At 45.5% G+C, this 14,239-nt stretch carries 15 protein-coding genes; all 15 read left to right on the top strand.

Annotated elements, in window-relative coordinates:
- The 15 genes from GU3_RS13235 (at nt 1) to GU3_RS13195 (ending at nt 14,234) form a co-directional block, all read left to right on the top strand.
- Complete coding sequence (locus GU3_RS13235; protein WP_041543215.1) at nt 1-399, top strand: FdtA/QdtA family cupin domain-containing protein; 399 nt, start codon at nt 1-3, stop codon at nt 397-399.
- On the top strand, nt 399-1,565 hold the full coding sequence (locus GU3_RS16860) for a formyltransferase family protein (RefSeq protein WP_083829472.1): 1,167 nt from the start codon (nt 399-401) through the stop codon (nt 1,563-1,565). Before GU3_RS13235 ends, GU3_RS16860 begins: the two co-directional genes overlap by 1 nt.
- Entirely contained in the window at nt 1,565-2,686 is a 1,122-nt protein-coding gene (locus GU3_RS13230) for a DegT/DnrJ/EryC1/StrS aminotransferase family protein (RefSeq protein ID WP_014293033.1), read from the top strand. Before GU3_RS16860 ends, GU3_RS13230 begins: the two co-directional genes overlap by 1 nt.
- Nucleotides 2,687-2,689: 3 nt before the next feature.
- Nucleotides 2,690-3,955 (top strand): O-antigen translocase, encoded by a 1,266-nt coding sequence (locus tag GU3_RS13225; protein WP_014293032.1) that lies wholly within the window; start codon nt 2,690-2,692, stop codon nt 3,953-3,955.
- Nucleotides 3,956-3,978: 23 nt separating this feature from the next.
- Nucleotides 3,979-4,296 (top strand): glycosyltransferase family A protein, encoded by a 318-nt coding sequence (locus tag GU3_RS16855; RefSeq protein WP_083829471.1) that lies wholly within the window; start codon nt 3,979-3,981, stop codon nt 4,294-4,296.
- 62 nt (nt 4,297-4,358) lie between these two features.
- Nucleotides 4,359-4,883, top strand: coding sequence for a hypothetical protein (locus tag GU3_RS17145; protein ID WP_148265908.1), 525 nt, complete (start codon nt 4,359-4,361; stop codon nt 4,881-4,883).
- Nucleotides 4,884-5,137: 254 nt separating this feature from the next.
- The gene (locus GU3_RS17140; protein WP_148265907.1) at nt 5,138-6,154 is read left to right on the top strand and encodes a hypothetical protein; all 1,017 of its coding nucleotides are present in this window, start codon (nt 5,138-5,140) and stop codon (nt 6,152-6,154) included.
- Entirely contained in the window at nt 6,132-7,406 is a 1,275-nt protein-coding gene (locus GU3_RS17135) for a glycosyltransferase family 4 protein (protein WP_148265906.1), read from the top strand. The genes GU3_RS17140 and GU3_RS17135 overlap by 23 nt, the downstream gene beginning before the upstream one ends.
- A 13-nt stretch (nt 7,407-7,419) precedes the next feature.
- Nucleotides 7,420-8,277 carry a glycosyltransferase family 2 protein gene (locus tag GU3_RS16850; protein ID WP_014293031.1) on the top strand — a complete coding sequence of 286 codons (858 nt, stop codon included), beginning with the start codon at nt 7,420-7,422 and terminating at the stop codon, nt 8,275-8,277.
- Nucleotides 8,267-9,316, top strand: coding sequence for a polysaccharide biosynthesis protein (locus tag GU3_RS13220; protein WP_014293030.1), 1,050 nt, complete (start codon nt 8,267-8,269; stop codon nt 9,314-9,316). Before GU3_RS16850 ends, GU3_RS13220 begins: the two co-directional genes overlap by 11 nt.
- A 2-nt stretch (nt 9,317-9,318) precedes the next feature.
- Complete coding sequence (locus tag GU3_RS13215; RefSeq protein WP_014293029.1) at nt 9,319-10,437, top strand: capsular polysaccharide biosynthesis protein CapF; 1,119 nt, start codon at nt 9,319-9,321, stop codon at nt 10,435-10,437.
- A gap of 22 nt (nt 10,438-10,459) precedes the next feature.
- Nucleotides 10,460-11,590, top strand: coding sequence for a non-hydrolyzing UDP-N-acetylglucosamine 2-epimerase (gene wecB / locus GU3_RS13210; RefSeq protein ID WP_014293028.1), 1,131 nt, complete (start codon nt 10,460-10,462; stop codon nt 11,588-11,590).
- Nucleotides 11,575-12,753 carry a glycosyltransferase gene (locus GU3_RS13205; RefSeq protein WP_237711147.1) on the top strand — a complete coding sequence of 393 codons (1,179 nt, stop codon included), beginning with the start codon at nt 11,575-11,577 and terminating at the stop codon, nt 12,751-12,753. Before wecB ends, GU3_RS13205 begins: the two co-directional genes overlap by 16 nt.
- Nucleotide 12,754: 1 nt before the next feature.
- Nucleotides 12,755-13,699 (top strand): SDR family oxidoreductase, encoded by a 945-nt coding sequence (locus GU3_RS13200; RefSeq protein ID WP_041543213.1) that lies wholly within the window; start codon nt 12,755-12,757, stop codon nt 13,697-13,699.
- Nucleotides 13,683-14,234 (top strand): sugar transferase, encoded by a 552-nt coding sequence (locus GU3_RS13195; RefSeq protein WP_014293024.1) that lies wholly within the window; start codon nt 13,683-13,685, stop codon nt 14,232-14,234. The genes GU3_RS13200 and GU3_RS13195 overlap by 17 nt, the downstream gene beginning before the upstream one ends.
- The last annotated feature ends 5 nt before the right edge of the window (nt 14,235-14,239 follow it).

Below are 14,239 nucleotides of genomic sequence, written 5' to 3'. Positions count from 1 at the left end.
ATGGATTTGGTTCAGTTTATTGACTTTCCTCCCTTGGGGGATGGCCGAGGCTCTTTGGTCGCATTGGAAGCGTTAAAAACCGTACCCTTTGATATCAAGCGGGTTTATTACATTTTTGGTACCAAAGCGGGCGTGTCCAGAGGGTTTCATGCCCATAAAAACCTGAAACAGGTAGCACTGTGTGTTACTGGAAGTTGCCGCATGGTGCTGGACAATGGCCATGAGCGCAAAGAAGTTTTGCTGGATTCTCCCACCCGTGGGCTCTTGATTGAAGACCTGGTGTGGCGGGAAATGCACGACTTTAGCCCAGACTGCGTGCTGCTGGTGCTGGCCAGTGAGCATTATGATGAAGTGGATTATATTCGTAATTATGATGAATTTATAAGGCTGGTCAAATAATGCTTGTCTTGGCTGGTAAGAACAATATTGCAGTTAACGTGTTTAATTATCTTCTTGATAATTACAATGAAGGTTTCGTGGTTGTATGTAATCAAACAGATAATGGTACTCATGGCTGGCAAAGATCATTAAAGAAAACGGCTTTAGATAAAGGGGTAAAAGAAATATCTCTTGAGGAAGCATATGAACAAGCATCAATTTTTATTAGTCTTGAGTTTGATAAGATAGTACGGACAGAGAAATTCAAGAAAGCTCGTCCATACAACATTCATTTTTCTTTACTTCCAAAATACAAAGGGATGTATACATCTATTTGGCCTTTGTTAAATAACGAAGTTGTCTCAGGTGTAACCTTGCATGAGATCGATAGTGGAATAGATGCAGGGGCAATTATCGATCAGCGTGAGTTTGCTATATCTGCGCATGATAGAGCAAGAGACTTATATAGAAAGTATTTGTCATCTTCTTTTGAACTGATTAAAAGTAGGTTTGATGACATACTCACTGGTGAGCTAAGTTCCATAACACAACCTAAAAATGGTTCAACATATTATTCGAAAAAAAGTATAGATTTTGGCAGTTTGAAAGTTGATCTAAATCAAACGGCTTTCAGTGTGGTTAGACAAATCTACTCTTTTAGTTTTAGAGAGTACCAGTTGCCTATGATTATGGGTGAGAGAATTGTTGAAGCTGAGATTCTTGACTCCCGTAGTATATGTAAACCTGGTACGGTGGTAAATAGAGAACCCGATTTTTTTGATCTGGCAACGATTGATTTCGATATTAGATTGTATTTTGATCGTATAGATAGAATTAATGAGTTTTCCACTTGTACAGTTGAGCAAGCGGGAATGCTTTTGAAAGGCTTATGTGGTGTTAATGACCGAAATGAAAACGGTTGGTCACCAATTATTATTGCGGCTTATCACGGAAATGTTGATGTTGTTAAGTTTCTCCTTGAAAAAGGAGCTAGTGTTAATGATTGCAATAACAATGGAACATCAGTTCTGATGTATGCAAAAGATTTTTGTATTAAAGCTGGTGATAAAAAGCTGTTTGATTTTTTGGTTGCGAGTGGAGCTTGTGTTAAGCACAAGGATTTTTCAGGGAAGCAGTTAGCAGATTATTTATCTGAAAAAGAAAAGTTTTTCTTGGGTGTAAAATAATGATTTCATTTCTCGATCTAAAACTAGTTAACGAACAGTATCGTCAACAATTGATAGATGCAGCAACCAAAGTCATCGACTCAGGCTGGTATATTCAGGGCCAGGAAGTGAAAGCCTTTGAGCAGGAGTTTGCCGATTACTGCGGCACCAAACACTGCATAGGCGTGGCCAATGGCCTGGACGCGCTCATCCTTACCCTGCGTGCCTGGAAAGAGCTGGGCAGGTTGAAGGAAGGGGACGAAGTCATTGTTCCCGCCAACACCTACATTGCCAGCATTCTGGCCATTACCGAAAACCGCTTGGTGCCGGTATTGGTAGAGCCGGATGCGGCAAGCTATAACCTCTGCCCGATCAAGGCCGAAGCGGCCATTACCCCCAAAACCCGTGCCATTTTGCCGGTGCACCTCTACGGCCAGCTGGCCGATATGCCCGCCATTATGGACTTGGCAGAGCGCCATAACCTGCTGGTGCTGGAAGACTCGGCCCAGGCCCACGGTGCCAGTATCAATGGTAAAAAAGCCGGCAACTGGGGTCATGCCAGCGGCTTCAGTTTCTATCCGGGAAAAAACCTGGGCGCCCTGGGTGATGCCGGTGCGGTAACCACCAACGATAATGAACTCGCAACTACCTTGCGTGCCATTGCCAACTACGGCAGTCACAAGAAGTATGAAAACTTCTACCAGGGTGTAAACAGCCGGCTGGATGAAATACAGGCCGCCATGCTGCGGGTGAAACTGAAACATCTGAATGCCGACACACACCGGCGTAAAGAGATTGCACTGGCCTATGCCAAAGGTATTTCACATCCTGCCATTTCTCAGCCAATACCGGCCAGCAGCACCATGGAATCACTGGAAAGCCATGTATTCCATCTGTACGTAATCCGTACGGCAGAACGCGAAGCCTTGCAGGCATATTTGGCTGATGCCGCTATTCAGACCCTGATCCATTACCCGATCCCGCCGCACCAGCAACAGGCCTATGCCCAGTGGAATGAACAGCCCTACCCATTAACAGAAGCCATGCATCAGCAAGTGCTGAGCCTGCCAATCAGCCCCGTAATGACAGATGTTCAGATAGATACTGTTATTGCCGCCTGTAACTGCTTTGAGATGCTCTGACGCATGACTCTGATTAAAACCAGCCTTCTGAACGGCATTGCAGTCGTTATTAAAATGCTCACCATGCTGGGTATCAATAAGATACTGGCTATTTACGTGGGGCCAGCCGGTTATGCGGCGATTGGTAACTTCCAAAATGCGGTACAAATGATCTCCACCTTTGGCAGTGGTGCCATTAATACGGGGGTGACCAAGTACACGGCCGAATATTTTGAGGATGAGCAAAAGCAGCGCACCGTATGGCAAACCGCCGGTACCATCACCCTGATAGGCTCGATCGTGTCGGGCCTGCTGGTTGCAGTGTTAAGCAAGCCGCTGGCCAGCTGGTTTTTAAAAGATACCCAATACAGCAGCATTTTTATCTGGTTTGGACTAACACTGGTATTTTTTGTTTTCAATACCTTGTTGCTGGCAATCCTGAACGGAAAAAAAGAAATTGGCCGATATGTGCTGGTGAATATTACCGGCAGCCTATTCTCGCTCATGATCAGCGCCTTGATGATTGTGCAGTTTGGCTTGTATGGTGCCTTGCTAACGCTCGCCATTAACCAGTCTTTGGTGTTTTTTGTCACCCTTTATATGTGCCGCAGCACCACTTGGTTTAAGGTACAGTACCTGGTCGGTCGCATCGACAAGCAAACCGCACTGAACCTGGGCAAATTCACCGCCATGGCACTCACCAGTGCCGCCTGTGTGCCCGTGAGCCATATATTGGTGCGTAATCATCTGGGCGAAACCCTTGGCTGGGATGCAGCGGGCTATTGGGAAGCCATGTGGCGACTGAGTGCGGCTTATCTGATGCTGGTAACCACCACCTTGAGTGTCTATTACCTGCCCAGATTGTCTGAGCTTAAAGATTCTCAAGATATTAAGACGGAGATCATTCAGGGATATAAGATAATATTACCCACGGCCGCTGCCTGTGGACTGGTTATCTACCTGCTGAGGGATTTTATTATAGGTCTGCTCTTTACCGCTGAGTTCACTCCAATGCGGGAGCTGTTCGCCTGGCAAATGCTGGGTGATACCTTGAAAATAGGCAGCTGGATATTGGCATACCTGATGCTAGGCCAGGCCATGGTTAAACTCTTCATCACCACAGAAATTATTTTTGCTGCCGGTTTTGTTGTTTTTACGTATGCTTTCATACCTAGTTACGGTCTACAAGCGCCGGTTATTGCTCATGCAGCTAACTACGCAATTTACTGGGTGATTATGATGGTGCTAATCAGAAAGTCATTAAAAAACGTCAGTAAAGTTGTTAACTGAATACTCTATAAAGACAGAAAGAAATGAATAACAATCCATTAGTGTCAGTGGTTATACCTTGCTACAATCACGCTCAGTTTGTGCAAGAAAGCATTCAAAGCGTAATTGATCAAGACTATGAAAATATTGAACTGATCATTATTGATGATGGTTCAAAAGATAATTCCGTTGAAGTTATTCAAGAGATGATTCCTGCTTGTGAAGAGCGATTTAAACGGTTTGAGTTTAGACATAGGCCTAATAAAGGATTGTGTGCGACTCTGAATGAAGGAATTGGTCTAGCAGCAGGCGATATTATAGGGTTTTGTTCATCTGATGATATTTTGCACAAAAAAAACTAAGTATACAGGTTCAGTACTTTATTGAAAATCAAGGTGTTAACTTTTGTTATACGCAGGCTTATGTGCAAGATGACAATGGGGACATATTAACAGTAGCAACAAGTTTAGCGAATAAGGGCTTGCATGATAATGTAACATTTGATGAGGTCTTTACGTTTAAAGTGCATTTTCCTGTTACTGGTATGTATACTGCTAGTTTCCTTAAAGATGAATTGAAAGGTTTTGATGAAACATTAACAGCCGAAGACTATGATATAAGCTTAAGGATATTATCTAAAAGTAAAGCGGGGTTTGTAAAGGATAAGCTTTATTACTATCGCTCACCTGCAGCTATTGGATCGAACAGGAAAAGACCTGTAATGCGGCGCGATGTATCTGAATCTCATCTAAAGACGATAAGTAAATACAAAGCACACCCTCTTTATGAGGAGGCGTTGCTTGAATGGAATTTCAGACGTTTCATATATTTTTCTGCCTATAAGAGAGATAAGTTGTATTCTATGTCCGGAATGCTTAATTCTCTTCCTAAGTGTAATTCAGTTTATTTCTATAAGGCAATTTTTAGATTTTTATTCTATTGGAAGTAGTTGAATGCCAAGAGTGCTGATGAAGTTTTTTTAGGGGTTTATGTTTTTTTTATATATTTAACCCCACTAATTTTTTAAATTTTAATTTAATATATTTGCTTTTTTTTGTTGCTGTATTGTCTGTTTTTTTTAACGGTGGCTGTTATCTTTCTCTATTGAGAGATAAAAGGATTTTTATTTATATCTTGTTTTTGTTTTATATAATATCTTACTTGTTGGTTTTTGGTCTATCTAATGGCGCCGACGCAACTTATATGGCGTATAATTATTCGCTGGTTTTATTTTCCTTTGTGTGTGTTTTGTTTATTGTTGTTAGTTACAGCCAGCTATACACTTTTTCACTTGAGGGTTTTTTTGAATATTTAATTAACATAGGTCTGGTGCAATTATTCTTTGTTGCTATTTCAATTGTGTCACCAGATTTTCGAGGGTGGGTTTTGGAAACATCTAGAGTAGAAGATTTATCCAGCATTTCAAATGAGTATGGAGGGCTTCGTTCTTATGGATTGGCTAATGGCTATACTTCAACATTCCCTATGCTGATGGGTGTTTACGCTTTAATTGTTATCACTATGGCTTCTCGAATTTCGGCTTTTAACTTAAGATATTATTGGTTGCTATTTTTATCATTTCTTTTTATTTTTTCTGTTATTGTTAATGCGCGAATTGGGCTGGTTCCAGTTGTCGTTTTTTTTATACTTACTGCATTGTCCATGGCCTTTCATGGAAAGAGTCTAATTAGTGGGGGGAAGTTGTTTTTACTTTCAGGTTTTGGACTCTTCATTTTAATGTCAGCCGGTCTGAATTTAGATAAGTATATGACTCGATTAATGTGGGGTATTGAAGAAATAGTGAGCTTAATCGATGGAGAGAGAACTGGAACTTTTCAAGTGCTAGAGGAAATGTTTCATTTTCCAACAGAGACTATGAGCTTTATTTTTGGTACAGGATTATCAGTTTTTGGAGAGCAAGGTAACTTCCCTGTTTCATCTGATATAGGCTTTGTTAGAGATATTTATATATTTGGTGCTTTAAATACCATGCTGCTTTTAATTGTTGTTTTCTACCTGACGGGGCCTCTAAGGAAGTTTCTTAAAATAAACTTTGGATTAATTGTAGTGTTTTCATTATTTATAGCTTTAGCGGCGTATTACTTTAAAGGGGCTATATGGGCCTCCTCAGAAATTTATAATTTAATTGTGCTCTTGTCTGTATTTTCTGTTTATCTGAAAACAGCGTTGGTTAAGTATGAAAAAAATTCTTATAATTAGTCAGAACTCTTTATCATTGCATGCAAATAATGGGAAAACCTTAACAGGTATTTTTGATAGTTGGGATGCAGATGATTTAGCACAGATTTTCTTTCAAGATGAAATACCAGAGTCTAAAAAATTTATTAATTTCTATCGTATCCGCGATATTGATGTGATGAAAAGCTTGATTTTTAAGAGGAGATGTCTAGGTGGAGTTATTAGTCCCAAGCCCACTATAGTGGATCATCATCAAGAGAAAGGTAAGATTTATAAAGGATTAATTGGCTTTGCGAAAAAATTCACTAAGTTAAAAAACGTTACTCGTGAGTTTTTATATAAGAATGACAGATGGAATTCATCAAATTTAGACGCCTGGATTTTAGAATTTGCACCAGACGCTATTTTTTTAGTTCCCTCAAGCTATAATTTTACATACGATATTGCTCTGAGTATAAAGAAAAAATTTAATATACCTATCTATGTTTACTATACAGATGATTTTTTAGGTAATGATATAACTAATATACCAAGTTCATACAAAGCAAAAGCTTTAGAAGTAATGCGCTTATCTTCTGGTAGGTTTGTCATAGGTGAGGAAATGGCAAGGGTTTATAAAGAAAGATATAAACTAGATTTTTCTGTACTAATCCATCCTATTCATATACCTAAAACGACTATACCGGCTGCTAACATAGGCAAAAAGGATGTTATATCTATAGTCTATGCAGGCGGGTTGACGCTTGGACGTTTTAGCTCGCTGATCTCATTTTCTAAATTGATAAATCAATCCGAAATAGAACTAAATAAAAAGGTTTTACTTAAAGTTTGTACCGGTGATATACCTAGTCAAAAGCAGGTCCAAGAGTTTAATAGTCATAATGTTGATTTCTTAGGTCGATTAAGCTCTGTTGAAGTTGATGATCTATATAAAAGTGCGGATTTTCTTTTGCATGTTGAAAGCGACTTGGATGAATATATAAAAATGACAAGGCTTTCTGTATCGACAAAAATCCCTGAGTGTTTGGCTACAGGTATTGGTTTAATTGCATATGGTCCTTCAGAAATAGCATCTATGAAATTAATCTATGAAAATGGTATTGGGTTTTATATTGATTCAAGGGCTGACACTAGCGTCTCTAATAATAAGTTGTTGGAGGTGTTGACTGGGCAAGAAAACTATAGATCTACTATTGAAAAAGGTTTGGAGTATGCCAGAATTAATTTCACCTCAAAGGTAATTACTAGTAATCTTGTTGGCCTAATAAATTAGAGTTTTTGTGAATATGATTTCTGTAATAACTCCAACTTATAACTGTGCAAAATACTTGTTGAGAAGCTATGAGTGCTTGAGACGTCAGACTTATAAAGATTGGGAGTGGGTCATAGTAAATGACGGCTCTGAAGATGATACTGATGTAATAATATCCAGTTTGGCACAGCAAGACTCAAGAATAAAAAAATTTACTCTTGATAAAAACCGTGGGCGTGGTTATGCCCGTAATTTTGCCACTGAAAAAGCGCGGGGTTCAATAATTGTAGTTTGGGATGTTGACGATTTTTATACGTCTGAACGTCTGGCTGAAATAAATAAATCTATAAGTAGTGGATATGATTATTTTTGCTCATACGCTTTAATAGCGGATAACAACTTGAATTTAAAAGGTGCAAGGCATTTTTCTAAAACTAAAGAGAGATTCACCCCTTCTTTTGTCCATCCAACTTTGGCTTTTAGAGCGAGTCTTAAAGATAAGGTTGTATACGATAAATCCATGAGGGCTGGTGAAGATCTTGGTGTCATGCTTCATTTGGAAAGTAATTATAAAGGTTATTGCTGTAATAAATACTTATTGGTTTACTCTGAAGATCGGGAAGTAAATATTGCAAAATCTATTGAAGCAAATTTAAATCAACTCCAATCTACTCTTTATATTATTGGTAATAAAGTGATTGAGTGTAATATTATTGAGAAGGTCAAGTTCATCATTAAAAAGAAATTTAAGATTTTTGTTTTAAGACTGCTGAAGTTAACTCCTGATCTTTATTTGAAAACAGTGAGATTTAGAAGTTGTGAATACATTGATTCAAGTAAGTTAAATTCAGAGCACTTGTTTATTTTAAGTGGTAATTTAAATGAAGAATAACGTTATATTTAAAAATAAAATTCTGCTGATCACCGGTGGTACCGGCTCTTTCGGCAACGCCGTACTCAATCGCTTTCTTGATACCGACATTGCAGAAATCCGCATTTTCAGCCGGGACGAGAAAAAACAGGATGATATGCGTAAAAAATACGCCAATCCCAAGCTCAAGTTTTATATTGGCGATGTGCGGGATTATCAGAGCGTGCTTAATGCCACCCGGGGGGTGGATTACATCTACCATGCTGCAGCGCTCAAGCAGGTGCCTTCCTGTGAATTTCACCCCATGGAGGCGGTTAAAACCAACGTGCTGGGCACCGAGAACGTGCTGGAAGCGGCCATTCAGAATGAAGTAAAGCGGGTTGTATGCCTGAGCACCGACAAGGCGGTGTATCCCATCAATGCCATGGGTATTTCCAAGGCGATGATGGAAAAGGTAATGGTGGCCAAGTCCCGCAACGTGGACAGCAGCAAAACCGTGATTTGCGGCACCCGCTACGGCAACGTAATGGCCTCTCGCGGCTCGGTGATCCCTCTGTTTGTGGATCAAATGCGTGCCGGCAAGCCGCTGAGCATTACCGACCCGCAAATGACCCGCTTTATGATGACCCTGGCGGACGCGGTGGATCTGGTGCTCTACGCCTTTGAACACGGCAACAATGGCGACATGTTCGTGCAAAAAGCGCCTGCCGCCACCGTCGAGACCCTGGCCCGGGCCATTACCAGCCTGCTGGAGCAGCCGGACTACCCCATTCAGGTCATTGGCACCCGCCATGGTGAAAAGCTGTACGAGGCGTTGCTCAGCCGGGAAGAAATGGCCTGTGCCGAAGACTTGGGTGGTTATTACCGGGTGCCGCCCGATCTGCGCGACCTCAACTACGGCAAGTTTGTGGAGCAGGGCGAAGAGAAAATCTCCCACACCGAAGACTACAACTCCCACAACACCGAGCGGTTGGATGTGGCCGGCATGCAAAAACTGCTGCTCAAGCTCGACTTTATTCGTGCCCTGCAGCAGGGCGAATACATCAACCCGGAGGAATAAGCATGCGCGTGCTCATTACCGGTGCCAATGGTTTTGTGGGCCAGAACCTGGTAGCCCACCTAGGCGAGCGGGCCAATATCACCCTGGTGCCCTTTACCCGTGGGCATCGGCCGGCCGATTTGCCGGCGTTACTGGAAGGGGTAGATTTTGTATTCCACCTGGCCGGCATTAACCGGCCGCAGGATCCTGCCGAGTTTGCCAGCGGTAATGCTGACCTTACCCGCAGCCTGTGCCAGGCTATTCATGCCACTGGCCGTGCTATTCCCGTGCTTTACACCTCTTCCATCCAGGCCGAGCAGAGTAACCCTTACGGCGAAAGCAAACGCCAGGCCGAGCAGGCGTTGCTGGATTTAGCCGGGCAGCATGGCAGTGCCGTGCACCTGTTCCGCCTGCCCAATGTGTTTGGCAAATGGGCCAGGCCCAACTACAACTCGGCGGTGGCCACCTTCTGCCACAACATCAGCCGTGATCTGCCCATCCAGATCAACGATCCCACCGCCGAAATCCGCCTGGTGTACATTGATGATGTGATCAGCCACTTTGTGACGGTGATGGAAGGCAAGTTAGCTGGCAACCCCTTTGTTGAGGTAGCACCGGAATACCGTATTACTGTGGGTGAGCTGGCCGGGCAGCTGCAGCGCTTTCGCGACAGTCGCGACACGCTGGTTACCGAACAAGTAGGCACCGGCCTGGTGCGGGCGCTATATTCCACCTATCTCAGCTATTTGCCGCCGGAGCGTTTTACCTACCCGGTGCCCAAATACGGTGACGAACGCGGCGTGTTTGTGGAGATGCTCAAAACTCCCGATGCCGGCCAGTTCTCGTTTTTTACTGCCCATCCCGGCATTACCCGTGGCGGCCACTATCACCACTCCAAGACAGAGAAGTTTCTGGTGATCAAGGGCCAGGCCTGTTTTCGGTTTCGCCATATTATGAGCGGCGAGTTTTATGAGCTGTTCACCAGCGGCGAGCAGCCGGAAATAGTGGAAACAGTGCCGGGCTGGACCCACGACGTTACCAACGTGGGTAACGATGAAATGGTGGTCATGCTGTGGGCAAACGAAATTTTTGACCGTGAACATCCAGATACCTACGCCCGCCCGGTGGGCACCCAGGCCTGAGCAAGCAAAAGCAGGAATAATAATGAACAAGTTAAAAGTAATGACCGTTGTGGGCACCCGGCCCGAGATCATTCGCCTTTCCCGTGTGCTGTCGGCGCTAGATGCGCATTGTGAGCACATTCTGGTGCACACCGGCCAGAACTACGATTACGAGCTGAACGAGATCTTTTTTCAGGATCTGGGCATTCGCAAGCCGGATTATTTTCTTAACGCGGCCGGTGCCAGTGGTGCTGAGACCATTGGCAATGTGATCATCGCGGTAGACAAGGTGTTGGCCGAAGTGCAGCCCCAGGCACTGCTGGTGCTGGGCGATACCAACAGTTGCATGGCAGTGATCCCGGCCAAGCGCCGCAAGATCCCTACTTTCCATATGGAAGCGGGCAACCGCTGTTTCGACATGCGGGTGCCGGAAGAAATCAATCGCCGCATTGTGGATCACACCGCCGATATCAACCTCACCTACAGCACCATCGCCCGCGACTATCTGCTGCGCGAAGGGCTGGAGCCGGACCGGGTTATTAAAACCGGCAGCCCCATGTTCGAGGTGCTTAACCATTACCGTGGGGGCATAGAGGCCTCTAACGTGCTGGAACGGCTGGGCCTGGAAGCCGGCAAGTTCTTTGTAGTGAGTGCCCACCGGGAAGAAAACGTCGACTCTGACAAAAACTTTCTCAAGCTGGTGAACATCCTTAACACAGTGGCCGAGCAGTTTGGCTACCCGGTGATTGTGTCTACCCATCCGCGCACCCAAAAACGGGTGGATGCCATGGGTGTTACCTTTCATGCCAATGTGCGTTTGCTCAAACCGCTGGGCTTTAAGGATTACAACAAGCTGCAACTCACCGCCAAAGCGGTACTGTCCGATAGCGGCACCATCAACGAGGAATCCTCCATCCTTAACTTTCCGGCGCTGAATATTCGCGAAGCCCACGAACGCCCGGAAGGCATGGAAGAAGCCGCCGCCATGATGGTGGGCCTTGAGCTGGAGCGGGTGCTGCAGGGCCTGCAGATCCTGGAAAGCCAGGCCAGAGGGGAAGAGCGCAGCTTGCGCCTGGTGGCCGACTACAGCATGCCCAACGTGGCTGATAAAGTAGTGCGGATTATTCACAGCTACCGGGATTATGTAATGCGCACCGTGTGGAAGCAGTATTGATGAACCGAAAGCCTGTTAAAGTGGCTGTGATTAATCGCAGCTTTTGGCCGGTATACCCTGTAATTGGCGAGGCCCTTTTGCGATTTGCGGAAGGTGCATCAACCAAGGGGTATTCTGTGTCGGTGATTATGCAGGATCATGCTGGTATCAAGGCCAAGCTGGCGAAAGAAGAGCGTGGTGAGGGTGTAAATTTCTACCCTGCCAAAGCCTTAACCACCTCAGCCAGTGGTGTATTGCTCAGAGCCTGTGATGCCGTGTTTTTCATGTTCTGGGTTCTGGCAGTGCTGCTGTGGGTAAGGCCCAGCAAGGTTTATGTTTCTACCGATCCGCCGGTTGTCGTGCCCTTTATTGTCATGCTATACAGCCGGTTGTTTGGTGCTGAATATATCTACCATCTGCAGGATATCCACCCGGAAGCAGCGAACGTTGTTATACCGGTTAACAAGTGGGTATATAAAATTCTGCTGAAGATGGACGCTCTGACCATGCGCAAGGCGAAGTGTCTGATCACCATTACCGAGCAAATGGCGGCTGAAATTCGTGCCCGTTCAGGCACTTCCGCACCTGTTCATGTGCTGGACAACCCGGCTGTATCATTCGACGGTATTGATACAACCAAACCTAAAATTTCGGGTTTTTCATTTTGTGGTAATGCCGGAAGGTTGCAGCGGATACCTTTGGTGCTGGATGCAATAGAAGCGTACATCACTCGCGGAGGTAAGCTTGCCTTCAGTTTTGCCGGTGGTGGTATATATGCCGACCACTTAAGAGCATTCTCCGAAAAATTCGAGCATTTTCATTATCACGGCCTGGTTACTCCCACAGAAGCTGCTCAGATTAATGCCGATTACACCTGGGCTTTGCTGCCAATTGAGGATGATGTAACGCGGTTTGCTTTTCCCAGTAAGTCATCATCCTATGTTTTTTCAGGTGCCAATATCCTGGCCGTTTGTGGTGAACATACGGGGGTGGCCCAATGGGTGAAGGAAAATCGCGTGGGTCTGGTTGTAAAACCGGAGGTTGAAGCATTGGCTGGCATGTTCTCGAATATTGAAAATGGTGCTGTAAATGAGGCCGGTGATCAAAGCGCAAGGGAAATACTGAAGGCCAAGCTAAGGTTTGATGTTTTTGTAACTGCGCTGGACAAGATAGTGCTGGAGTAACATGAATATTTTACTAACGGGCGCCACCGGCTTTCTGGGCTCTCGGCTTGCGGGCGTATTGCAGTTGCGGCCGAATATTAATCTGACTGCCGCCGTGCGTCGCCATGCTGAAGTTCTGGCAGCTCGCATTGTTGAAGTGCAGGGGCTTGATGCCGGCACTAATTGGTCCGCTGCACTTGCCGGACAACAGGTTGTTATTCACGCCGCTGCTCGTGCCCACATCATGAAAGATGAAGTGGCGGATCCGCTGGCGGAATACCGCAAGGTAAACGTTGAGGGTACGCTCAACCTTGCCCGGCAGGCGGCAGTGGCAGGGCTGAAGCGCTTTATTTTTATCAGCTCCATCAAGGTGAATGGTGAGCAAACGCTCTTGGGCAAGCCCTTTACAGCGGACGATGCTGCTGCACCGGAAGATGCCTACGGTATGTCCAAGTGGGAGGCTGAGCAGGGCTTGCGGCAACTGGCTGCCGAAACCGGCATGGAGGTGGTGATTATTCGCCCGCCACTGGTTTACGGGCCGGGTGTTAAGGGCAATTTTGCCAGCATGATCAAGCTGGTTGAAAAGGGCTTGCCTTTGCCGTTGGGTGCCATCCACAACCGGCGCTCGCTGGTGGCGCTGGATAATCTGGTTGACCTCATTATCACCTGCATTGATCATCCCGGCGCGGCCAACCAGGTGTTTCTGGCTGGAGACGGTGAAGATGTATCCACCACCGAGCTGCTGCGCGGCGTGGCCAATGCAGCCGGCAAGCCGTGCCGGTTGCTGCCGGTGCCGGCGGGGTTACTGCAGTTGGGTGCCACTGCGTTGGGTAAAAAGGCGGTGGCACAGCGCCTGCTGGGCTCGCTGCAGGTGGATATTTCCAAGGCGCGTAACTTGTTGGGCTGGACGCCGCCGCTGTCGGTGGAGCAAGGATTAAAGAGGTGTTTTGATGATTCGGCTGTTTGATATTGTATTTTCGTTGCTGGGGCTGGTGTGTGGCTTTCCGGTGTTTGTGTTGCTTACCCTTATCGGCCTGTTTGATACCGGCTCACCTATTTTTCGCCAGGTTAGGGTGGGGCGGCACCAACAGCCGTTTACCCTGGTCAAGTTTCGCACCATGAAGGTGGACACCGCTTCCGTGGCTTCTCACCTGGCAAGTGCATCTTCCATTACGCCTTTTGGCCATTTTTTGCGTCGTACCAAACTGGATGAATTGCCTCAGCTGTGGAATGTGCTGAAAGGCGAAATGAGCCTGGTGGGGCCACGGCCCGGCCTGTTTAATCAGGAAGAGCTGACGAGAGCCCGAGCTGCTCACGGTGTGTATGATGTGCGCCCCGGCATTACCGGCCTGGCGCAGGTGAATGAAATTGACATGTCCACCCCCGAACTGCTGGCCGAGACAGATAAAAAAATGATCCAGTCGCTGTCGGTTAAGGATTATTTTCGTTACATACTGCTTACCGTGTCCGGCAAGGGCAGTGGCGATCGGGTAAAAAGCTGAAATAA

This window comes from Oceanimonas sp. GK1 (genome assembly GCF_000243075.1).
Classification (GTDB): Bacteria; Pseudomonadota; Gammaproteobacteria; order Enterobacterales; family Aeromonadaceae; genus Oceanimonas.
This window is presented reverse-complemented; position numbering and strand designations above follow the sequence as displayed.